The sequence below is a fragment of the Mycobacterium sp. 852002-51057_SCH5723018 genome, from assembly GCF_001667035.1.
In the GTDB taxonomy this organism is placed as follows: domain Bacteria; phylum Actinomycetota; class Actinomycetes; order Mycobacteriales; family Mycobacteriaceae; genus Mycobacterium.
This window is the reverse complement of sequence record NZ_LZIR01000004.1, coordinates 129,835-149,953: the sequence shown is the minus strand read 5'-3', so window position 1 is coordinate 149,953 and position 20,119 is coordinate 129,835. Positions and strand designations below refer to the sequence as shown.

Annotated in this window: 24 protein-coding genes; 16 read left to right on the top strand and 8 right to left on the bottom strand. The window is 67.0% G+C overall.

What is annotated here, in order from left to right; genetic code table 11:
• The first annotated feature begins 18 nt into the window (after positions 1 to 18).
• From A5764_RS01375 to A5764_RS01330, 10 genes are all read left to right on the top strand, one after another.
• A complete protein-coding gene (locus tag A5764_RS01375) occupies positions 19 to 714 on the top strand; it encodes a TetR/AcrR family transcriptional regulator (RefSeq protein ID WP_067107337.1) in 696 nt (231 codons plus the stop codon).
• Positions 715 to 736: 22 nt separating this feature from the next.
• Entirely contained in the window at positions 737 to 1,408 is a 672-nt protein-coding gene (locus A5764_RS01370) for a TetR/AcrR family transcriptional regulator (protein ID WP_067107335.1), read from the top strand.
• A gap of 153 nt (positions 1,409 to 1,561) precedes the next feature.
• Positions 1,562 to 2,608 carry a zinc-binding dehydrogenase gene (locus A5764_RS01365; RefSeq protein ID WP_067107331.1) on the top strand — a complete coding sequence of 349 codons (1,047 nt, stop codon included), beginning with the start codon at positions 1,562 to 1,564 and terminating at the stop codon, positions 2,606 to 2,608.
• A 55-nt stretch (positions 2,609 to 2,663) separates the two neighbouring features.
• Positions 2,664 to 3,545, top strand: a complete 882-nt coding sequence (locus A5764_RS01360; RefSeq protein WP_067107329.1) for a DUF427 domain-containing protein — start codon at positions 2,664 to 2,666, stop codon at positions 3,543 to 3,545.
• Entirely contained in the window at positions 3,542 to 3,973 is a 432-nt protein-coding gene (locus tag A5764_RS01355; RefSeq protein WP_067107314.1) for a VOC family protein, read from the top strand. The genes A5764_RS01360 and A5764_RS01355 overlap by 4 nt, the downstream gene beginning before the upstream one ends.
• A 39-nt stretch (positions 3,974 to 4,012) precedes the next feature.
• A complete protein-coding gene (locus tag A5764_RS01350; protein ID WP_082951393.1) occupies positions 4,013 to 4,576 on the top strand; it encodes a TMEM175 family protein in 564 nt (187 codons plus the stop codon).
• 2 nt (positions 4,577 to 4,578) lie between these two features.
• Positions 4,579 to 5,271, top strand: a complete 693-nt coding sequence (locus A5764_RS01345; protein WP_067107311.1) for a haloacid dehalogenase type II — start codon at positions 4,579 to 4,581, stop codon at positions 5,269 to 5,271.
• Positions 5,272 to 5,358: 87 nt separating this feature from the next.
• Positions 5,359 to 6,816 (top strand): NAD(P)/FAD-dependent oxidoreductase, encoded by a 1,458-nt coding sequence (locus tag A5764_RS01340; RefSeq protein WP_067107308.1) that lies wholly within the window; start codon positions 5,359 to 5,361, stop codon positions 6,814 to 6,816.
• Positions 6,817 to 6,887: 71 nt separating this feature from the next.
• Positions 6,888 to 7,910: a methyltransferase gene (locus A5764_RS01335; RefSeq protein ID WP_082951392.1), complete on the top strand. Its 1,023-nt coding sequence runs from the start codon at positions 6,888 to 6,890 to the stop codon at positions 7,908 to 7,910.
• 48 nt (positions 7,911 to 7,958) lie between these two features.
• On the top strand, positions 7,959 to 8,414 hold the full coding sequence (locus A5764_RS01330; protein ID WP_067107303.1) for a cupin domain-containing protein: 456 nt from the start codon (positions 7,959 to 7,961) through the stop codon (positions 8,412 to 8,414).
• Between the two features lie 6 nt (positions 8,415 to 8,420).
• On the opposite strand, the gene A5764_RS01325 is transcribed toward A5764_RS01330, so the two are convergent.
• Both A5764_RS01325 and A5764_RS01320 read right to left on the bottom strand, forming a co-directional pair.
• The gene (locus tag A5764_RS01325) at positions 8,421 to 8,819 is read right to left on the bottom strand and encodes a VOC family protein (RefSeq protein ID WP_067107606.1); all 399 of its coding nucleotides are present in this window, start codon (positions 8,817 to 8,819) and stop codon (positions 8,421 to 8,423) included.
• 2 nt (positions 8,820 to 8,821) lie between these two features.
• Positions 8,822 to 9,418, bottom strand: a complete 597-nt coding sequence (locus A5764_RS01320) for a TetR/AcrR family transcriptional regulator (protein WP_067107300.1) — start codon at positions 9,416 to 9,418, stop codon at positions 8,822 to 8,824.
• 57 nt (positions 9,419 to 9,475) lie between these two features.
• Between A5764_RS01320 and A5764_RS01315 the strand changes: the two genes are divergently transcribed.
• The 3 genes from A5764_RS01315 (at position 9,476) to A5764_RS01305 (ending at position 11,746) form a co-directional block, all read left to right on the top strand.
• Complete coding sequence (locus tag A5764_RS01315) at positions 9,476 to 9,874, top strand: nitroreductase/quinone reductase family protein (RefSeq protein WP_067107603.1); 399 nt, start codon at positions 9,476 to 9,478, stop codon at positions 9,872 to 9,874.
• Between the two features lie 93 nt (positions 9,875 to 9,967).
• Positions 9,968 to 11,176, top strand: a complete 1,209-nt coding sequence (locus A5764_RS01310) for a cytochrome P450 (RefSeq protein WP_067107297.1) — start codon at positions 9,968 to 9,970, stop codon at positions 11,174 to 11,176.
• 99 nt (positions 11,177 to 11,275) lie between these two features.
• Positions 11,276 to 11,746 carry a YbjN domain-containing protein gene (locus tag A5764_RS01305; protein ID WP_067107294.1) on the top strand — a complete coding sequence of 157 codons (471 nt, stop codon included), beginning with the start codon at positions 11,276 to 11,278 and terminating at the stop codon, positions 11,744 to 11,746.
• A 21-nt stretch (positions 11,747 to 11,767) separates the two neighbouring features.
• On the opposite strand, the gene A5764_RS01300 is transcribed toward A5764_RS01305, so the two are convergent.
• Positions 11,768 to 12,844, bottom strand: a complete 1,077-nt coding sequence (locus tag A5764_RS01300) for an NAD(P)-dependent oxidoreductase (RefSeq protein ID WP_067107291.1) — start codon at positions 12,842 to 12,844, stop codon at positions 11,768 to 11,770.
• Between the two features lie 156 nt (positions 12,845 to 13,000).
• Between A5764_RS01300 and A5764_RS01295 the strand changes: the two genes are divergently transcribed.
• Both A5764_RS01295 and A5764_RS01290 read left to right on the top strand, forming a co-directional pair.
• The gene (locus A5764_RS01295) at positions 13,001 to 13,816 is read left to right on the top strand and encodes a lysophospholipid acyltransferase family protein (RefSeq protein ID WP_067107289.1); all 816 of its coding nucleotides are present in this window, start codon (positions 13,001 to 13,003) and stop codon (positions 13,814 to 13,816) included.
• 30 nt (positions 13,817 to 13,846) lie between these two features.
• Positions 13,847 to 15,256 (top strand): wax ester/triacylglycerol synthase family O-acyltransferase, encoded by a 1,410-nt coding sequence (locus tag A5764_RS01290; RefSeq protein ID WP_197501162.1) that lies wholly within the window; start codon positions 13,847 to 13,849, stop codon positions 15,254 to 15,256.
• On the opposite strand, the gene purQ is transcribed toward A5764_RS01290, so the two are convergent.
• Genes purQ through A5764_RS01275 form a run of 3 tightly spaced genes read right to left on the bottom strand, consistent with a single transcriptional unit; the run spans position 15,223 to position 16,920 of the window.
• Positions 15,223 to 15,897, bottom strand: a complete 675-nt coding sequence (gene purQ / locus A5764_RS01285) for a phosphoribosylformylglycinamidine synthase subunit PurQ (RefSeq protein WP_067107286.1) — start codon at positions 15,895 to 15,897, stop codon at positions 15,223 to 15,225. The two genes, A5764_RS01290 and purQ, sit on opposite strands and share 34 nt — an antisense overlap.
• Positions 15,894 to 16,133 (bottom strand): phosphoribosylformylglycinamidine synthase subunit PurS, encoded by a 240-nt coding sequence (gene purS / locus A5764_RS01280; RefSeq protein ID WP_067107278.1) that lies wholly within the window; start codon positions 16,131 to 16,133, stop codon positions 15,894 to 15,896. Before purS ends, purQ begins: the two co-directional genes overlap by 4 nt.
• 55 nt (positions 16,134 to 16,188) lie before the next feature.
• The gene (locus A5764_RS01275; protein WP_067107276.1) at positions 16,189 to 16,920 is read right to left on the bottom strand and encodes an ATPase; all 732 of its coding nucleotides are present in this window, start codon (positions 16,918 to 16,920) and stop codon (positions 16,189 to 16,191) included.
• On the opposite strand from A5764_RS01275, the gene A5764_RS01270 reads away from it, so the two are divergent.
• The gene (locus A5764_RS01270; RefSeq protein WP_067107597.1) at positions 16,897 to 17,535 is read left to right on the top strand and encodes an MBL fold metallo-hydrolase; all 639 of its coding nucleotides are present in this window, start codon (positions 16,897 to 16,899) and stop codon (positions 17,533 to 17,535) included. The genes A5764_RS01275 and A5764_RS01270 overlap by 24 nt on opposite strands.
• A gap of 10 nt (positions 17,536 to 17,545) precedes the next feature.
• Here A5764_RS01270 and A5764_RS01265 read toward each other — a convergent pair whose 3' ends face one another.
• Entirely contained in the window at positions 17,546 to 19,213 is a 1,668-nt protein-coding gene (locus A5764_RS01265; protein ID WP_067107274.1) for an FAD-binding dehydrogenase, read from the bottom strand.
• Between the two features lie 48 nt (positions 19,214 to 19,261).
• Positions 19,262 to 19,966 (bottom strand): DUF2334 domain-containing protein, encoded by a 705-nt coding sequence (locus A5764_RS01260; RefSeq protein WP_067107272.1) that lies wholly within the window; start codon positions 19,964 to 19,966, stop codon positions 19,262 to 19,264.
• Positions 19,967 to 20,119: the final 153 nt, after the last annotated feature.

Here is a 20,119-nt window from a genome sequence, read left to right as displayed (position 1 = left end):
CGGGGTTAACCTGACGCGATGGCCCAGCTGCAGTCGCAGGACGAAAAGCGGTTGACCGCCAAAGGGCGTGCCACCCGCGATCGGATCGTGGAATCGGCGGCACAGCTGATCGTCACCGAGGGCCTGGCGGCCTTCAACATGGACAACGTCCGCAAAACGGCGTCGGTGAGCGGCTCGCAGCTCGCCCACTACTTCGCGGACAAGGGCGCGCTCGTCCGCGCGGTCATCGCCCGTCAGATCGGGGTGGTCCTCGAGTTTCACCGTCAGCCCAAGCTTGGCGGGCTGGCCTCGTTCGACGACTTCGAACGCTGGATCGACCTCAACATGCGCTACCTCAGGCGCATTGGATACTTCGGCACGCCCACTTACCACGCGCTTGCCGGGCAGCTGGCCAAATCCGATGACGCAACGCGCCAAACGCTCGCGGCGGGCTACTGGGACTGGGTCGAGGTTCTTCAGCAGGCGATCCAGCGGATGAAACACGACGGGATTCTGGTCGCGGATGCCGACCCACGGCAGCTCGCTCTGGTCATTGTCAGCGCTCACCAGGGAGGTGGCACCTTGGCATTTACCTACCGGGCGGAATGGCCGCACGCGGACGCGGTCCGTTTCGCGGTCAACTATCTCCGCATGTTTGCCACCGATTCCGCCGAACGTGCTCCGCGTCCCCCGCGCCGTCCGCGCAGCCGGCGCCCGGTGACTAACGTCAGCTGAATCATCTGCCAAAGGCGGCAACGTGTCCGAACAGCCCTCGTCGCGGTTCACCCGCAAGGGACTGGCGACTCGTGCGCGCATCATCGGCGTCGCCGCCCGTCTGATGTTTGAGCGCGGCATCGCCAACACCAGCATCGAGCGGGTGCGGCGCACCGCAGGCGTGGGCGGATCACAGATCTCCCACTACTTTCGCGACAAGCGCGACCTGACCCGTCACGTCGTCGGCGCACGCCGCCACGATCTTCGCGCCTTTCACACTCAACCGCGGCTCGGTGCGCTCGATAGCCTCGACGCCCTGCAGGCATGGGCGGACGCCTGCGTGTCCGACATCGACGCCGTATACCGCGTTGGCGGCTGCGTCTACGGTTCCTTGGCCGGTGAGCTGATCGAGGCCGACGACGAAGTACACGCCGATCTCGCCGCCGGCTACGACGAGTGGATTGAGCTGTTTCTGGCCGGCCTCGAGACGATGCGCCGACGCGGCGATCTACGCCCGGAGGCCAACCCGCGGCACTTGGCGGTGTCACTGGTCACCGCGCATCAGGGCGGCGCGATGATCACGTATGCCACCAATGACCCCGAACCCCTGCGCGTCGCCGTCAACGCCGCCGTCGATTACGTGCGCTCCTTTGCGCCACCGCCCGCGCGCCGCAAAGGCCGATACACCCCGCCTCGGCACCGATCCAACGCGTGAACGGCCGCTCGCTCCGCGCCCTGGACATGTGTGGGTCTGTAGGCCCATAATAATGGGTCAGCTGGCCCATTTAATGTGTGCGGTCGCCCGACTGCCGTCGGTCCCTGCTTGCAAATCGAGATCCGAAGGCCACTAACCATTTTGGGAGGGCCGATGTCCGCCTCCAGTTCGACCGGGCTGCCCACGGCTCCCGCCGTGGTGCGGGAAAAAGCCGGCGGGCAAACCATGCGCGCGATCATCCTGAACGGATTCGGTGGACTCGACAGGCTGGTCTACACCGATCTCCCCAAGCCGCTGCCCAAGGACGGCGAAGTGGTGATCGCGGTGAAGGGGTTCGGAGTCAACCACGCCGAGATGCACATGCGCCGGGGCGAATGGGCCGAGGCCGCGGAGGTCAGCGGCATTGAGTGCGTGGGCATCGTGGACTCGTGCCCGGGCGGCGAGTTCCCGGTCGGCGCCAAGGTGGCCGCGCTGATGGGCGGATTGGGTCGAACCATCAACGGCAGCTACGCCGAGTTCACCCGCGTCCGTGCGGCGAACGTCGCCCTCATCGAATCCGATCTGCCTTGGTCAGACCTTGCGGCGCTGCCCGAAACCTATGCGGTCGCCTGGACATGCCTCTTCCGCAACATCGACCTGAAAGCCGGGCGGACGTTGGTGCTGCGGGGCGCGACGTCATCGCTGGGCCAGGCCGCGCTCAAGATGGCGGTCGCCGCCGGTGCACACGTCATTGCCACCACGCGCAGCCCTGACCGCTTTTCCATGCTCGAGAAGCTTGGCGCGTCCCGCGTCGAGCAGGAGAGGCGCGACCTGGCCGCCCACATCCCCGAGGCCAAGGAGATTGACGCCGTCCTGGACCTCGTCGGCAACAGCACCATCCTCGACTCGCTCGACATGCTGCGCCGCGGCGGTACGGCCTGCCTGGCGGGGTGGCTGGGCGGGCTCGACCCCATCGGTGACTTCAACCCGCTGTTGCGCATGGCCAGCGGTGTGAACTGGAACTTCTTCGGCAGCTTCGTATTTGGGACTCCCGGCTTCCCGCTGTCCGATGTGCCCCTGCAAGACATCGCCCGACAGGTTGCCGAGGGCAAACTGGAAGCAAAGCCGTCCCGCGTCTTCTCGTTCGACCAGATTCATGAGGTGCACCGGGTGATGGAGGCGGGTGAAGCCGGCGGCAAGATGGTCGTCGTGATGGGCTGACAAGGGGGCAAACACCCTTTGTACGAACAGATTCGCTAAAGGAAGGACATCGGCGATGGGGCTGGCCTGGCAGCAAGGTCCACTGGCGACCGGATCGGTGGGACACTTCCTCACAGAGCAGCCGCTGCCGCCGCGGTTGCTGTTCGCCGAGCCGCTGCGGCGGCGGATGAGAGTCCGCTTCGCGGACCGATGGATCGCCGACAGCGAGGACGTTGTCCTGCTACACGAGCCGGGCCGCTATCCGGTCGCCTACTTCCCGCGCGGCGATATCGAGGAGGGAATTCTGGTAGCCGAAGACCGGGTGACCGAGCACCGCGACCTCGGCGACACCGCGTGGTTCGCCGTCAAAGTTCCTGAGCGAGAAGCTAACCACAGCGCCTGGCAACACACCGCGCTGCCGCCTCATGCGGCGGTTCTGGAGGGCCGGCTGGCTTTCGCCTGGCGCTCCATGGACGGCTTCTACGAAGAAAACGAACGCATCGTCGGTCATGCCTCCGATGCCTACCATCGTATCGACATCCGCTCTACTTCACGGCATCTCGTTGTTCGCGACGGTGAGCAGGTGATCGCCGACACGAAGCACCCGCTGGCGCTCTATGAATCGGGCTTTGCGCCCCGCTGGTATGTACCGCGCGAGAACATCGACGAATCCGCCCTCACACTCGTTGACCTGCAGACCTTTTGCCCCTACAAGGGGATCTGCTCCTACTACGACATCGGCAGCCACCAGCGCGCCGCGTGGTCCTACATCAACGCCTGGCCCGAAGTCGGGCGGGTGACCAATCTGGTGTCCTTCGAACCCGACAAGATCGACGTATATCTCGACGGGAAACAGCTACAGCTCGAACCCGGCCAGACGGTCCTTCCCCACGGTGTCGACCGAGGACTCGAGATCGACGAGGTGCTGCGGAAAACACCCACTCGGAACATCCGATGAAGGCGCTGTTGGAAGTTGTCATCCTGCCGGTCGCCGATCCGGATCGGTCGCTGCGGTTCTACCGCGACCAGGTCGGCTTCACCCTCGACGTCGACTACGCGCCCGCAACCGAATTTCGCGTCATCCAGCTGACACCCGAGGGGTCGGCAACCTCGATCCAGTTCGGGGTCGGCTTGACCAACTCGGCGCCCGGATCGGTGCGCGGCCTTTATCTGGTGGTTCCAGACATCGAGGGCTGCCGCGCGGAGCTGACTGATCGTGGGGTGGCCGTCAGCGAGATCCGTCACAAGGACGCCGACGGTGGCTGGCGCGGTGGGTTTCTGCCGGGTCTCGATCCCGGCCGCGCCGATTATGCGAGTTTCGCAGACTTCCGGGACCCAGACGGCAATTCCTGGGTGTTGCAGGAACGAAACCACCAGTCGGCCTGAGGAGACATCGTGGCCGCACGTAAAACCAGTCCTGACCGGGTGGGAGCGTTCTCCGACGGTGTGTTCGCGGTCATCATCACCATCCTGGTTCTGGAGCTCAAGCCGCCGAAGGCATACACCTTCAGTGCCCTGCTACCGGAATGGCCGACGGGGCTGAGTTACGTGGTGAGCTACCTGTTCATCGCGATCGTGTGGGTCAACCATCATCACCTGTTCCGCTACGCGGAGGCGGCGACGCCGCGGCTGGTGTGGTCCAACTTCGCGCACCTGTTTTCGGTGTCGCTGATCCCGATCACCACCGAATGGATCGCCGACAGCAGGCTGGCCGCTGCGCCGGTGACCCTATATGCGGCGGTGTTTGTCCTGGTCAACATCACCTATCTCGGGATGTGTTTCGAGTTGGTGGATCGACCCGCGCACGAAGAGCTCAGCGAGCGGATGCGCAGGCTGCTGCGGATGAGGTCGTTCATCACGATCGGCGTCTTTGCCACCGCGGCGGTGGTTGCACTCAGATGGCCCGTGGCCGGAATGGCGTTGATCTGTATGTGCCTTGTCGTGTACCTACGGCCGGACGTTCCTACCCTGAAGAATGTTGAGCGCTAGCCATGCCGACCACCGTACCGTCTGTGCTCGTGTTCGACGTGAACGAGACGCTGCTCGATATCGATTCCCTGGCACCGCTTTTCGGCGAATGGTTCGGCGACGAACGGGTGCTGCGGGACTGGTTCGCTCAGCTGATCATGTACTCCATGACCGCCACCCTGGCGGAAAGCTATGTGAACTTCTCTCAGTTGGCCCAGGGGGTGCTGCGCATGCTGGGCGACGCATACCGGGTGGACATCGGCGAGGACGAGCTGCGCCGGCTGAAGGCGGGCTTCCTGACCATGCCGGCACATCCCGATGTCCCGGACGGACTTGCCACGCTGCGCGACAACGGCTTTCGCCTTGCCACCCTGACCAATTCACCGCCCAACCCCGACGGGCCGACGGCGCTGCAAAGCGCGGGGCTGGGCGGCTTCTTCGAGCAACAATTGAGCGTCGATGCCTGCCGCGCATTCAAGCCGGCCCCGGCGGTGTACCGGCACGCGTGCGTGAAACTCGGGGTCGCTCCAGCGGATTGCATGATGGTGGCCGCGCACGTCTGGGACACCGTCGGCGCCCAAAACGTCGGCTTCAGCGGTGCTCTGATCACCCGGCCGGGCAATCCACCGCTGCCCGTCGACGGGTTGCCGCAGCCACACCTCGTGGTGAGCGACCTACGCCGGCTGGCCGCGCGGCTCATCGAGGTACGGAGCTGAGGGTTCGAGGACAACGCAAGATGTCGTCCCGTTTGGGCCGACTGTCGCATAGACAACTGAGGCGCGCCCCGGGAAGGATCTTCAACGGTGACAGCAGACGTGAAACAGGACTACGACGTCGTGGTGCTCGGCGCCGGGCCGATCGGGCAGAATGCCGCCGAGCGCGCCCGGGCGGCGGGGCTGAGCGTTGCGGTGGTCGAGCGCGAACTCGTCGGGGGCGAGTGTTCCTATTGGGCATGTGTGCCCAGTAAGGCGTTGCTACGTCCGGTGATTGTCGTCTCGGATGCCCGCCGGGTCGACGGCGCGCGCGAGGCGGTCACCGGTTCCCTCAGCGCGGCGGGGGCCTTCGGCCGCCGCAACCGCTACGTCAGCGACTGGGACGACAGCGGCCAGGCCGACTGGGTGAGCGGAATCGGCGCCTTCCTGGTGCGCGGCCATGGGCGCTTGGACGGCCCGCGACGAGTCGCCGTCTGCGCCCCCGACGGCGAGCGGCGGGTGCTGACCGCGCGGCATGCGGTTGTGGTCTGCACCGGGAGCCGGCCTGCCCTCCCCGACTTGCCCGGCATCGCCGACGCCAGGCCCTGGACCAACCGCCAGGCCACCGACAGCAGTTACGTCCCCGAGCGGCTTGCCGTCGTCGGCGCCGGCGGCGTGGGCGTCGAAATGGCCACCGCCTGGCAAGGATTGGGCTCCAAGGTGACGCTGCTGGCGCGGGGGTCCGGGCTGCTGCCCCGGATGGAACCGTTTGTGGGCGAACTCATCGGCCGCGGGCTCACCGACGCGGGCGTGGACGTGCGCATGGGGGTGTCGGTCGGTGCGCTGCGCCGGCCCGACGGCGCGCCGGTGGTTCTCGAGCTGGACGACGGATCCGAATTGGAAGTCAACGAGGTGCTTTTCGCCACCGGCCGGGCGCCGCTCACCGACGACATCGGCCTGGAGACGGTGGGACTGACGCCGGGCAGCTGGCTCGACGTCGACGACACCTGCCGGGTGCCGGCCATCGAAGACGGTTGGCTCTACGCGGCCGGCGACGTCAATCATCGTGCCCTGCTGACCCATCAGGGCAAATACCAGGGACGCATCGCCGGTGCGGCCATCGGGGCCCGCGCGGCGGGAACCCCGTTGGACACCGCGCCGTGGGGCGCGCATGCGACCACGGCGGACCATTACGCCGTGCCGCAGGCGTTCTTCACCGACCCGGAAGCCGCCGCCGTCGGGTTCACGGCTCAGCAGGCCGAGCGGGCGGGGCATCGGGTGCGCACCGTCGACGTCGAAATCGGCGACGTCGTAATGGGAGCCAAGCTCTACGCCGACGGGTACACCGGCCGGGCGCGGATGGTGGTCGACGCGGATCGGGAGCACCTGCTGGGTGTCACGCTGGTCGGCCCCGGCGTCACCGAGATACTGCACTCGGCCACCATCGCCGTCGCCGGCCAGGTGCCCGTCGATCGGCTGTGGCACGCCGTGCCGTGCTTCCCAACCATCAGCGAACTGTGGCTGAGGTTGCTTGAGGCCTATCGGGATTCGTCCCCGCGAGGCGATTGACGAGTGGAGCGCTCAGGTAGAGCACTCGAAAGTGATGGTTCAACGGCGACGCCGCCGTCCGATGAAAGGCAGTGATCAAGCCCGTGGTTTCGAGCTCCCAAGCAAACTTTGACACCGTTTATCAGCTGATCATGGCCGCCTGGGGAGCCCAGGCAGTCCGCACCCTAGCGTCGCTCTCGGTCGCTGAGCAGCTCGCATCAGGGCCCCGAAGTGCCGAGCAGATTGCCGAGCTTGCAGCCAGTGATCCAGATATGACCTACCGCGTTCTGCGCGCCGGCACCGCGCTCGGGCTTCTGCGGTACGACGCCGCCGAGGGGGTGTTTTCGGGAACCCCGATGTTGGAAGTGCTGCATAAGGACTCACCGTTCTGCCTCAAGCACTACGCGCTGGCCGGACTGTCGGAGACCTTCTGGCTTCCGGCGCTGCGTCTGCCCGATACGGTAATCCGAGGCGAGAATTACGCAACCGAGACTTTGGGCTGCAGCACTTTTGAATATCTGAGCCAGCACCACGAACAAGCACAGATCTTCGGTGCAGCGATGACCGATCTGTCGACACCCGTGATTCGAGACGCGGTGGCTGCCATCGACGTCGCCGATGCACGTCTGGTCGCCGATGTCGGCGGCGCTAATGGTACGTTCCTCGCCGAGCTGCTGGCGGCCCATCCTCAGCTCACTGGAGTGGTCCTCGACCGACCGGCGGCACTGCCCGGTGTGGAGCAAGAGGCGCGCCGGCACCAACTCGGGGACCGCATGACGGGAATGGCCGGTGACTTCTTCGAGGAGATCCCGGCCGCTGATATTCACCTGCTCAAGTTTGTGCTGCATGACTGGAACGACGACTCCTGCAAGAGAATTCTGCGGAACGTTCGAAGGGCCATGAGGCCCGGCGCTCGCCTCATGATCGTCGAGATGACTGTCGACCAGAACCAACTCACTGCGGCGTTGATGGACGTCGCGATGATGTTCGCCTTTTCCGGACGCGAACGCGAAATGGGCGAATTCGAGCGGTTGTTGCAGGCGGCCGACCTCAAGATAAGCTGCGTTACACCCCTGCACCCGCCATACCACCTGATTGAGGCCTGCGCCGCCTGACCGAAACTCGAGATTGTCGACGGACCACCATTGACGAAAGGAGTGCCCGTGGGAACCTCTGACGGATTCCATCCTGACTTCGACGACAGCGCGACGGAAGTCACCCGCAACCGGGTGCATCACGTCAAGGCGTCCGACATCAGTTCGGACACCGCGCAGTCGGAGGGGCTCCGGCGGTTCGCCGCGCTCAGCGGCAAATCGGTCGGCGCGGAAAAGCTGTGGATGGGCGAGACACACGCCTCACCGGGAACCGCCTCGTCGAACCATCATCACGGCGAATCCGAAACCGCGATCTATGTGCGAAGCGGCAACCCCGAGTTCGTGTTTCACGACGGCGTCCAAGAGGTGCGCATCTCGGCCGCTCCCGGCGATTACGTCTTCATCCCTCCCTATCTGCCGCACCGGGAGGAAAATCCCGACCCGAGCACACCAGCCGAAGTGGTTATCGCCCGCAGCACCCAGGAGGCCATCGTGGTGAACCTGCCGGCGCTCTATCCGCTCTAAAAACGTTCAGTAGACGGCGATTTCCACGAGGTTGCCGTCGATGTCACGGCAGTAGTGAGACGTCATCGCCCCCAAGGCTCCGGTCTTTGTCACCGGCCCAGAGACGATCTCCACCCCGCACTCGGCGAGATGGGCGCGCACGTCGTCCGGGCTGCTGCGCGTGACGAAGCACAAATCCTCCGAACCGGCCGCTTCCACCGCCCCGGTGACCCAGTCCGGGTCGTCGGCCAGCGCCCCGGTAGGTCGCAGGTTGAGTTTCTGATCGCCGAATCGCAGTGCGATCCTGTTGGCCGGCCCGAACGTCTCGCGCCGCATGCCGAGAACCCGCTCATACCACGACGCGGTGGACTCGACGTCGTTGCAATTGAGGACAATGTGATCGATCCGTTCGACCGCGAATCCCACCGTCACCCCTCCTGAGTGGTTTGGAGCTGCGTTGTCAGCGCGGTCGCCAGATCGTCGGCGGCCCGCTTGTCAAGCGGCTGGTGGCCGAAAATTAGTCGGTACCAGAGTAATCCGAACGCTTGGTCGACGACGGTCGGGGGCGGCCGATTTCCTGGGATCTGTCCGCGGGCCCGCGCTCGGTCAAGGATTTGAGCGAGCTCGTCGCGTCGCGCGGCCGCGAACGTCGCGAGCCGATCCATGGTGGCGTTATCGGCCAGTGCCTCCCGCAGCACGCCCAGCAGCAGGCTGCGGTTGTGGGGTGCCGCGGCGAACGTGGCCCCCAGGAACCGGCGCAGGTCGGTACGCAGATCGCCGCTGTCGGGCGCCGGTGCCACCTGCCGCGCGCGGTGGATCATCGCGTCGAGCAGAACCCCACTCTTCGACGGCCACCAGCGGTAGATCGTTTGCTTGCCCACCCCTGCCCGTTCCGCGATGGCGCCCACTGTGATCGGCGCCGTGTCGGTGGCGGCCAGCAACTCGGCGGCCGCATCCAGGATTGCCTCCCGCGCCGCATCGTTGCGCCGGCTGCCGGTATGGGGCCTGCGCTGGGTCGCCGTCACAGCCTGAGGGTAGCGCGCCCATTGACGAGACCGTGAGTCTCGGCAATGCTGGGTGGCATGACCGCTCACGCCACCCACGAACGCAAACGCCGCCGAGCCGGCTTCTTCCACCGACGTATCGCCAACCCGATTACCCGGCGGCTACCTACCCAAGTCCTATTGGAGACGACCGGGCGCGTCAGCGGGCAGCCGCGACGCACCCCGATAGGTGGGCGGCTCGAGGGCGCCACCTTCTGGCTGGTGTCCGACCACGGCGGGGCCTCGGACTACGTTCGAAACATTAAGGCCAACAACAAGGTTCGGCTTCGCATTCGCGGCCGCTGGCGTACCGGGACCGCGGTTCCGTTGCCCGACGACAACTCGCGGGCCCGGTTGGCGAGACTGCCGCGCTTCAACAGCTCGATGGTGCGCGCGCTCGGCACCGAGCTGCTGACCGTGCGGATCGACTTGGACTGACCGAACCGGATCACCGTTAAAGGCCGGCCCACCTTGACCGCGGGATAGACCTAATGCTAAGCAGGTGCTCAGCATTAGCGGCGAGGAGGCGCCATGACGGCCACGCACCTGGTCTTCGACCCATTCTCGGAGGAGTTCTTCACCGACCCGTATCCGACGTACCGGCGGATGCGCGAGGAGGCGCCGGTCTACTACAACGAGGAGCACGATTTCTACGCGCTGACCCGCCACCAGGATGTCGCGACCGCGTTCAAGGATTATGAGACGTATTCGTCGGCCCGCGGGATCGATCTGGCCATGGTCAAGCAGGACACCCTTCCGCCGGAGGCCAAGTCGATGATCTTCATGGATCCTCCCGAGCATCGGCGCATGCGGAGCCTCGTCAACAAGGTCTTCACGCCGCGCGCGATCTCCGCGATGAAAGACACCGTCACCGAGCTGATCGACTATCAGCTGGAGCGGGTCGATCCCAAGCAGTTCGACGTGGTGGCCGACTTCTCGGCGCTGTTCCCCGTCGAGGTAATCAGCACGGTCCTCGGGGTGCCGACCGAGCAGCGACAACAGATTCGGCATTGGGTCGACACGTCGTTGCATCGCGAGCCGGGTCAACTCGAGATGGACGAAACCAATTGGGAGGCGGTCACCCAGCTCGGTGTGTTCTATTACAACTTGATCCAGGAACGGCGCAAAGAGCCGCGGGACGACATGATCAGCGGCCTCATCGCCGCGGAGGTGCAGCGCGACGACGGCGGCAACACAAGCCTCGACGACATCGAGATCACCGGATTCGCAACGCTTCTGGGCGGCGCCGGCGCCGAGACCGTCACCAAGCTGATCGGCAACGCGATCGTCCAGTTCGCGCGCAACCCCGCACAGTGGCAAAAGCTGCTCGACGACCGCGCCAAGGTGCCGGCCGCGATCGAGGAGGTGCTGCGGTACGAGGCGCCCGCCCAGTACAACGTCCGCTTCTCCCTCAAAGACGTTCACTTGCACGGCGTTACGATTCCCGCCGGCAAACCGGTATTCCTGCTGGGTGGCTCGGCCAACCGCGATCCCGACGCCTTCACGGACGCCGACAAATTCGACATCGACCGCGACCGCAACGAGGCGCAGAACCTCGGCTTCGGCTATGGCGTGCACAGCTGCCTGGGCGCCGCACTGGCCCGCTTGGAAAGCGCGATAGCACTGAACAAGCTGCTAGACCTGATGCCGCGGTACGAAGTGATATGGGACCGTTGCAAACGGGTGACGATGCAGAATGTCGCGGGCTGGTCCAACGTTCCAGTACGTGTGCTGCCCTGAGGGCGGCACCGCCGGCTCAGCCAATTCTCAACAATTTCTTCGGAGCCGACTGGCTCGGCTCCAAGGATCCGCAAAGCCGCCGGCCTCACCATCAACCTCATGACGAGTGAGCGGCTCTGCGCCGACCTGATCGAACGCTACCTGCGCACGCGCGGCAGCCGTTATTTCCGCGGCCAGCACGACGGCGAATTCTTCTACGTCGCCAACACCCGTCCGCGCCGGCTACACGTCCACCTCGAGGCTTGCCCCGCGCACGGCGACGTGTTGATCATTCGGGTGATGCCGTCTTGCTTCTTTCCCGCCACCGACCGTCCGTGGCTGATGCACTTCGCCAACACCTGGAACGAGCAGAATCGCGAGGTCGTCGCGGTCGTGCACGGCTCGTCCGATCCGCAGCGCATCGGCGTGGTGGCCCGCCGGTCCCACTGGATCCGGGACGGCGTGTCTTTCGAGGATTTCGCTTCCTTTGTCGACGGAACCATCGCAGACGCGATCGATTTCTTCGGACAGTTGGCCCCGGTCGTCGAGCTGCCGTCGACGGCACAGCCGTTGCTCCGCGACGCCGGCTGACGCTTCGGCCGTCGCGGCCGGCTACTCGGTGCGGCCCGCTGTGTCGGGCCGGGGCTCGCCCAGCGTGGCCCGGATCGCGCCCCATGGGTCGGCGTAGCGCCCGGGCGTATTCCGGTACGCAGCACGGCGTTTGAGAAACGCCCGGGCGAGCGGCGAAAGCAGCCGCATCGGGCGGCGGCGCCACCCGGCGGCGGCGCGCATTTCGGCGAGCATGTCCGGCCAGGGGTGGCGCTGGAACCGCAGCGCCTGCTGCGCGCGGGTAGTGTCCATCCAGTCGGTCACAAACCAGTCGTCGTCGCTGTCGGGGTCGCCCGGACGGCCCCCGGGCAGGACGTTCACCAAGCCCTGGGCGGCGGCCAGCGCCTTGCCGACGTCCCCCTGCCGAAGCAAGTGCGACTCGTCTCCACCGATCAGCAGGATTTCACCGGCAACATCGGCGGTGACCGCGCCGGCGAACGCGATTGCGGCGTCACGAACGTCGATCGTGTGGATGCGGCCGTCGGTCGGCAGCGCGCTCTCGAAGAAGAGCGCATCGACGCTGAAAGGCATCGCCCCCGGCTCGGTGCTCATGACCCCGGCCAGGCGCAAGAGCACCCACTCAAGGCCCGAGGATCGGACGCGTTGTTCGACCTCGGCCTTGTGTGCGCCGTAGAGATCCGCCGGCCGCAGCGGGGTGTCCGCACGGAGTAGCCCGGGGTGCCGGTGCGGGTTGCGGGAGCCGTGCACGGCATTGCTCGAAGCTTGGATGAAGCGCACCGGACCCGGGCAGGACTGCGTGGCGCGCAGCAGCGCCACGGTGGCGTCGACGTTGACGCGGCGGGCCAGGGCGGCGCGACGATAGATCACCGGCGGGATTACCGCGGCCAGATGGATGATCACCGTCGGCGACGTGTCGGCGACGAGACGGTCGACCTGGGCCGCGTCGGTCAGGTCCGCCCAGTACGCCTGGGCACCGGCCGGCAAGCGCCCGGCGGCTTTGCGCTGCCCGCGGGTCCCCAGGTCGGTGGCGACGACACCGTGACCGTCGGCAACCAACCTGCGGACGGTCTGCGAGCCGACCAGCCCGAAACCCCCTGTGACAAGGACCCGTTCCGACATCTCCTCCGGATTACTCCCCCTGCAGCAAATGAATATGTCATTCTCCTAAAACGAGAGTACCATATGCCATATCGGCCCTGAGGTTTGAGACGGGCGTCACACCGGCAATCAACATCAAATGCGCGAACACGACCGGCAAATCATCGAGGGTGAACCATGAACGCCAGCAGGGGCAAGGCGGCCGACAATCACGAGACCGCGAAATGGGACCCGAGCTTCGCAAGGCAGATCGCCAAAACGATCGGGCCACTGGTCAAGCGGTGGTACCGCGCCGAGGTACGAAACGTGGACCGCATACCCTCGGCCGGTGGCGCTCTGGTGGTGTCCAACCACTCGGGGGGCATGATGACGCCCGACGTGTTCATCTTCGCTCCGGCCTTCTACGACCACTTCGGCTACGACCGGCCCCTCTACACGCTGGCCCACTACGGGGTGTTTTTGGGACCGATGGACGGCTGGCTGCGTCGCCTCGGGGTTATCGAGGCGAGCCGCGAAAATGCCGCCGCCGCTTTGCATTCGGGCGCGGTAGTGCTGGTGTTTCCCGGCGGCGACTACGACTCCTACCGGCCGACGTTGAGCGCGAACACCATCGACTTCAATGGCCGCACGGGCTACGTGCGGACCGCCATCGAAGCCGGGGTGCCCATTGTGCCCACCGTGTCGATCGGCGGGCAGGAGACCCAGCTGTTCCTCAGCCGCGGCCACTGGCTGGCCCGCAGGCTGGGGCTCAGCAAGGCCCGAATCGATATCCTGCCGGTCAGCTTCGGCTTCCCGTTCGGGCTCAGCGTGGTCTTCCCGCCCAACGTGCCGCTGCCGGCCAAGATCGTCGCCGAGGTCCTCGAGCCGATCGACGTCACCGCTCGCTTCGGCAGCGACCCGGACGTGGACGAGGTTGATGCCCACGTGCGCGCGGTGATGGAGGCCGGGCTCAAGCGGCTGGCCGATCAGCGCCGATTCCCAATCCTGGGCTGACTGAAAGCCCGCGGGGCGCGAGGTGGCGTCGTGAAACGACTCAACGGCATGGACGCGATGCTGCTCTACAGCGAGACGCCCAACCTGCACACGCACACCCTGAAGGTGGCGGTCATCGACCCCTCCGACGGCGACTTCGGTTTCGAGGCCTTCCGGCACCACGTGCGTCGGCGGTTGCATCTGCTGGAACCGTTGCGCTACAAGCTCGTGGACCTCCCCTGGCGGCTGCATCACCCGATGTGGCAAGAGAATTGCGAGGTCGATCTTGACTACCACCTGCGCCGGGTCCAGGTGCCGGCACCCGGGGGCCGCCGCGAGCTCGACGGCGTCATCGGCGAGGTGGCCTCCACGCCGCTGGACCGCAGCCGCCCGCTGTGGGAGTTCCATTTCGCCGAGGGGCTGGCCGGCGGCCGATTCGCGGTGATCGGCAAGATTCATCACGCGCTGGCCGACGGCGTCGCCTCGGTCAATTTGCTGGCACGCGCGATGGATCTCGAGGACGCGCCGGCCGACGAGCGCGACAACGACGAAGCCGGCGTGACGCCGTCCGCCGGTGAGCTGCTGCGCGCCGCGGCCCGCGACCACGCCCGCCAACTCGTCGAACTTCCGCGTCTGATCAGGGACGCGGCCGTGGGGTTGGCGCGGGTGCGCCGACGGTCCCGGCAGCGCGGTGCCCACCCGGACCTGGCCGAGGCCTTCGACGCACCGCCGACCTTTTTGAACCATGTGGTGTCACCCCGACGGCGGTTCGCCAGTGCGGCGCTGCCGCTGGCCGGCGTGAAGGCCACCGCCAAGGCGCTGGGCGTCACGATGAACGACCTGGTGCTGGCGACGGCGGCGGGCGGACTGCGGAACCTGTTGTTGGCCTATGACGGCGCCGCGGAGCGGCCGATCATCGCATCCGTGCCCACCGCCACCGACAAGTCGGACCGGATCACCGGCAACGAGCTCAGCGGTCTGTCGATTTCGCTGCCTGTGCACATCGCGGACCCGATCGAACGGGCGCGTCTCGTCGCGCTGGCGACCCGAATTGGCAAGGAAGACCACGAAATCCTCGGGCCCCGGCTCTACGGGCGGATGATGGCGTACCTGCCGGCGGCGTTGGCCCCGGCCGCGTTTCGGTGGCTGGCCTTGCGCGAGGCGCCGAACAAAATGATGAACGTCGCGGTGTCCAGCGTCGTGGGACCGCGGGAGCGCGGGCACTTCGGGGGGGCGACGGTCAGCGAGATCTACTCCACCGGCGTGCTTTCGCCGGGCGCCCCGGTGAACATCACCGTGTGGAGTTACGTCGACCAGCTCGGCATCGCAGTGCTTACCGACGACCTGACGTTTCACGACCCGCACGAGGCGACCGACGCACTTACCGCGGCCTTCACCGAATTGCGCGGCGCCGCAGGGGTTTCCGCTCAGGCGGCCAGCACGGCGTCCAGCGCCGAATAGAACAGGCCCAGCCCGTCGTCGGACGGGCCGGTCAGCGCTTCGATGGCGTGCTCGGGATGCGGCATCAGCCCGACGACGCGGCCGTTGGCGGAACTGACGCCGGCGATGTCGTGCAGCGAGCCGTTGGGGTTGTCGTGGTAGCGGAACACCACCCGGCCGTCACCCTCCAGCTCGTCGAGCACATTCTGCGGCGCCACGTAGCGGCCCTCGCCGGACTTCAGCGGCACCAGCAGGTCGGCCTCGGGCTCGAAACGCGACGTCCAAGCCGTCGAGGTCGACGCCACGCGCAGCCACACGTCGCGGCAGATGAAGTGCAACCCCGCGTTGCGGGTCAGGGCGCCGGGCAGCAGGCCGGCCTCACAGAGCACCTGAAAACCGTTGCAGATCCCCAACACCGGCATGCCACGCCCGGCGGCGCCGACCACCTCGGCCATCACCGGGGCGAACCTGGCGATGGCGCCGGCCCGCAGGTAGTCACCGTAGGAAAAGCCACCAGGCACCACCACGGCGTCGACCGCCCTGAGGTCGGCGTCGGCGTGCCACAGGGCGATCGCCTCGGCGCCGACGCGGCGCGCCGCGCGGGCCGCGTCCACGTCGTCAAGCGTGCCGGGAAAGGTGATGACGCCGATGCGTGCCCTCACTGCGCGTCCCGGCTGATCGTCCAGTCCTCGATCACGGTGTTGGCCAACAGCGACTCCGCGATCTCGGCGAGCGTCGAGTCATCGACGGTGTCGTCGACCTCCAGCTCAAACCTCTTGCCCTGCCGCACATCTGAGATCCCGGGGTGTCCGAGCCGACCCAGCGCGCCGACAATCGCCTGACCCTGCGGGTCGAGAATCTCCGCTTTGGGCATCACATGAACGACCACCCGGCTCACCGGCGCTCCTCCTCAGGGTTTGGCTCGGCCCCCAACTCTACCGGCGACACGCCGGTCACGGGCACGAGGCGATGTAGGCGTCGCACAGGGGCGCGACCATGGCGTTCAGGACCGCGTCGTCCGCCATCACCGGCCAGGGCACCTGCGGGGGCCCCGATTCCCACAGCGTGAGCTCGCTGATGGTGCTGCTCGCCGGGTGGGCGATCAGGTAGGTGTGCATGATGGCGGGACCGCTGATCACCGCGGCCATCCGGTTGGGTTCGTCGGTGGTGATCGACGGTGACTGCGCCGGCGCGCCCCGCTGGCAGCCGCGCAGGGCGGCGACGGCGTTGCCGAACACCGACGCCGCGGTGGGTCCGCCGCGGGCCGTGTCGCCGCGCCAGTGCAGGACCTGGGCCTGCAGCTGCCATTGGCCGTCGGGGTGGGAAATCGTCACGCGCGCCGCGACCGCCGAATCGCGGGCATCCCGAGGTACCGGCGGCGCCGCGCACAGGTCCTCGAACCGGAAACGGGGGCTCGCCGCCCCCGTTGTCTGCACCGCCAGGCCGGCCAGCGCGGGCCAGTTGTACGCCGAGTCCAGCGGCACCGCGCGCTGCTGAATCCACGCGGTGGTCGGGATCTGGTCGCACACCGGCGGACACGCCTCCGGGTCCGCGTGGGCGGGTACCACGACGATGAGGGCCACCGCGAGGCCGCCGACAACCAGAATGGTCGCCAGGATCACCCGCATCGGCATCACCTCCGTCGGGGCACAATCGTAAACATGCAACTGACGCATTTCGGCCATTCCTGTCTAATGGCGGAGTTGGACAACACCCGTTTGCTGTTTGATCCCGGGACGTTTGCGCACGGCTTCGAGGGGATCACCGGCCTGTCTGCCATCCTGATCACCCACCAGCACCCCGACCATGTCGACGTCGCACGGTTGCCGGCTCTCCTGGAGGGCAACCCGGGCGCAGCCCTGTACGCCGATTCGCAAACCACCGATCAGCTGGGTGCGCCGTGCCGCGCGGTGCACGTCGGCGACGAGCTGAGGATCGGCGAGCTGACCGTGCGGGCCGTCGGCGGCCGGCACGCGGTGATACACCCGGAAATCCCTGTGATAGAGAACATTTCGTTTCTCGTCGGCGACGGGGAACACGCCGCCAGGTTGATGCACCCCGGCGACGCGCTGTTCGTGCCCGACGAGCCGGTGGACGTGCTGGCCGCTCCCGCGGCCGCCCCGTGGATGAGGATCGCCGAGGCCGTCGATTACCTGCGCGCGGTGGCGCCGGCGCGCGCGGTGCCCATCCACCAGGGCATCATCGCCCCCGATGCCAGGGGCATCTACTACGGCCGGCTCACCGAGATGACCAGCACCGACTTCCAGGTGTTGCCCGAAGAAACCGGGGTCACCTTCTAGCGCGAGCAGACTAGGTGATGTCGTCGGCGGCGCCTCGGCCGGCGGCACGCCCGGAGAAGATGCAGCCGCCCAGGAACGTGCCCTCCAGCGCCCGGTACCCGTGCACGCCGCCCCCGCCGAAGCCGGCCGCCTCGCCGGCGGCGTATAGCCCAGTGAGCGGGGTCCCGTCGCCCGTGAGCACCCGGCAGGCAAGGTCGGTCTCGATGCCGCCTAACGTCTTTCGGGTCAGGATGTGCAGCTTGACCGCGATCAGCGGGCCGGCCTTGGGATCGGTCAGCCGGTGCGGTGCCACCACCCGGCCGAGCCGGTCGCCCAAATAGTTTCGGGCAGCGCGGATCGCGGTGATCTGGCCGTCCTTGCTGAACTTGTTGGCCACCTCGCGATCGCGTGCGGTGACCTCCGCCTCGACCGTGGCGTAGTCCAGCGGCACCACGTCGGGCAGCTTGTTCATCGCGGTCACCAACTCGCGCAACGAATCCGCGCTGACGAAGTCCACGCCGCGGTCGACGAACGCCTGCACCGGTCCCGGCGGACCGGAGCGCGCCCGGGAACGCAGCAGCTCCCGCACGCTCTGCCCGGTCAGATCGGGATTCTGTTCCTGACCGGATAGTGCGAACTCCTTCTCAATGATCTTGGCGTTCAACACAAACCAGGTGTAGTCGAACCCGGATTTGGTGATGTGCTCGAGCGTGCCCAACGTGTCGAAGCCGGGATACAGCGGGACCGGCAACCGCTTGCCGGACGCGTCCAGCCACAGCGACGACGGGCCGGGAATGATCCGGATGCCGTGCAGCGGCCAGATCGGGTCGTAGTTGGTGATGCCCTCGGTGTAGTGCCACATCCGGTCGGGGTTGATCACCCGTGCGCCGGCCTTCTGCGCAATCGCGATCATCCTGCCGTCGACGTGGGCGGGGACACCGCTGAGCAGCTGCTCGGGGACGCGACCCATCCGCTGCGGCCAATTCTTGCGCACCAGGTCGTGGTTGCCGCCTATGCCGCCACTGGTCACGATCACCGCGGAGGCCCGTAACTCGAACTGCCCCAACGCCTTTCGTGAAGACGCCACACCGCGCGGGGTGGCGGAGGGCTCCAGCACGGTACCCCGGACGCCCGTCACCGCGCCGCCCTCTAGGATCAACTCGTCGACCTGATGGCGGTGCGCGAAGCGCACCGTCGAGCGGTCCCCCAGCCGGCGCGCGAAGATCTCGACCAACGCGGGGCCGGTGCCCCAGGTGATGTGAAAACGGGGCACCGAATTGCCGTGTCCCTGTGCGCCATAACCCCCACGCTCGGCCCAACCCACCAGCGGAAAAAGCTTGAGCCCGCGATCACGCAGCCAGCTTCGTTTCTCTCCGGCCGCGAAATCGACGTAGGCATGCGCCCATTGGCGCGGCCAGTAGTCCTCGGGCCGGTCGAAGGCCGCCGTGCCGAGCCAATCCTGCAGGGCCAGTTCGTGGCTGTCGCGGATGCCGAGGCGGCGCTGCTCCGGGCTGTCGACGAAGAAAAGGCCACCGAACGACCAGAAGGCCTGCCCGCCCAGGTTTGCGCTGTTCTCCTGGTCGACGATCAGCACCCGCAGGCCGCCTTCCACCAGTTCGCACGCGGCAACCAGGCCCGACAGCCCGGCACCGACGATGATCGCGTCGGCGGCGAACGCCGCGGCCGAAGAATCGCTCATGTCGGAACAGGGTAGTGCCCCGTCCCGCAGGTCACTCAGACGCCGGCGTCAGGCGGCGTCGAGAACCGCCCTGTCGGCCCGCCAGCGGTACACCGTCGGCGTGCAACCGTGCATCGCGGCCAGGTCAACGGCGTCCAGCATCGCCTGCAGCGGACCCGGTTTGCGCAATTGGCGGGCGGCCACCGCGACGCGCACTACGCCGCCGCGGCGCGCGATCCGCTCAGCCGACAACACCACCATCCGGCACCACCAGGGCTCGGTCAGGAAGCCCTCGCCGATGCCGAGCACGCGGGCGCGCACGGTGCTGTGCCGGACCAGGTCGGTCACCCCGTGCAGGTCGGCAAGCAACCGAAAACCGTTCAGTGGCAAGGCCTTGACAACTCCCGGCGAGACCACCCAGCCCGGCGCCGCGAACAGCCGGGTGCGCAGCCCCAAGTGCTCGAGCACACGGTCGGCGGCCATCAGGCGCAGGTTGGCCTCGTGTGCGCGCAGGATCGCGAATTCGCCGCGACGCTTTTTGGTGGCGGGGTCGTCGTAGCCGTGCAGCACGATGGAGTCGCCGCCGGCGCGGCGGGCAGATAGCCACTCGACGGTGTGGGGGTCGCGGTCGAGCCGGTAGTCGCCGGACAGGCGCGGGGCCACCAGCAACGACACGGGCACCTTGCGGGCATCCATTTGTGCGCAGAACGACTCGACGTCGGGCAGGGTGCGTTCACCTATCCCCGAGACCGAGACGATCAATTTTCCAGACACACCCGCAGTCTGCCGATTCCAGGTGTCGGGACGGTGAAGGACACGCGGACGGCAGACGTATATCGGCCCCGGTCAGAGGCGCGGGACGGCCCCATTCGCGGCGTTACCGCCGGTGCGGCGCCGGGCACATACCCAGGCCGGCCAGCAAACACC

Bases quoted from the DNA above. Each gene is read 5' to 3' on its own strand.
- A5764_RS01365 (WP_067107331.1), top strand. From the start codon at position 1,562: ATGTCCGCCTCCAGTTCGACCGGGCTGCCCACGGCTCCCGCCGTGGTG.
- A5764_RS01300 (WP_067107291.1), bottom strand. From the start codon at position 12,844: ATGTCGGAACGGGTCCTTGTCACAGGGGGTTTCGGGCTGGTCGGCTCG.
- A5764_RS01315 (WP_067107603.1), top strand. From the start codon at position 9,476: ATGACCGCTCACGCCACCCACGAACGCAAACGCCGCCGAGCCGGCTTC.
- A5764_RS01270 (WP_067107597.1), top strand. From the start codon at position 16,897: ATGCAACTGACGCATTTCGGCCATTCCTGTCTAATGGCGGAGTTGGAC.
- A5764_RS01295 (WP_067107289.1), top strand. From the start codon at position 13,001: ATGAACGCCAGCAGGGGCAAGGCGGCCGACAATCACGAGACCGCGAAA.
- A5764_RS01305 (WP_067107294.1), top strand. From the start codon at position 11,276: ATGACGAGTGAGCGGCTCTGCGCCGACCTGATCGAACGCTACCTGCGC.
- A5764_RS01265 (WP_067107274.1), bottom strand. From the start codon at position 19,213: ATGAGCGATTCTTCGGCCGCGGCGTTCGCCGCCGACGCGATCATCGTC.
- A5764_RS01360 (WP_067107329.1), top strand. From the start codon at position 2,664: ATGGGGCTGGCCTGGCAGCAAGGTCCACTGGCGACCGGATCGGTGGGA.
- A5764_RS01375 (WP_067107337.1), top strand. From the start codon at position 19: ATGGCCCAGCTGCAGTCGCAGGACGAAAAGCGGTTGACCGCCAAAGGG.
- A5764_RS01345 (WP_067107311.1), top strand. From the start codon at position 4,579: ATGCCGACCACCGTACCGTCTGTGCTCGTGTTCGACGTGAACGAGACG.
- A5764_RS01310 (WP_067107297.1), top strand. From the start codon at position 9,968: ATGACGGCCACGCACCTGGTCTTCGACCCATTCTCGGAGGAGTTCTTC.
- A5764_RS01355 (WP_067107314.1), top strand. From the start codon at position 3,542: ATGAAGGCGCTGTTGGAAGTTGTCATCCTGCCGGTCGCCGATCCGGAT.
- A5764_RS01275 (WP_067107276.1), bottom strand. From the start codon at position 16,920: ATGGCCGAAATGCGTCAGTTGCATGTTTACGATTGTGCCCCGACGGAG.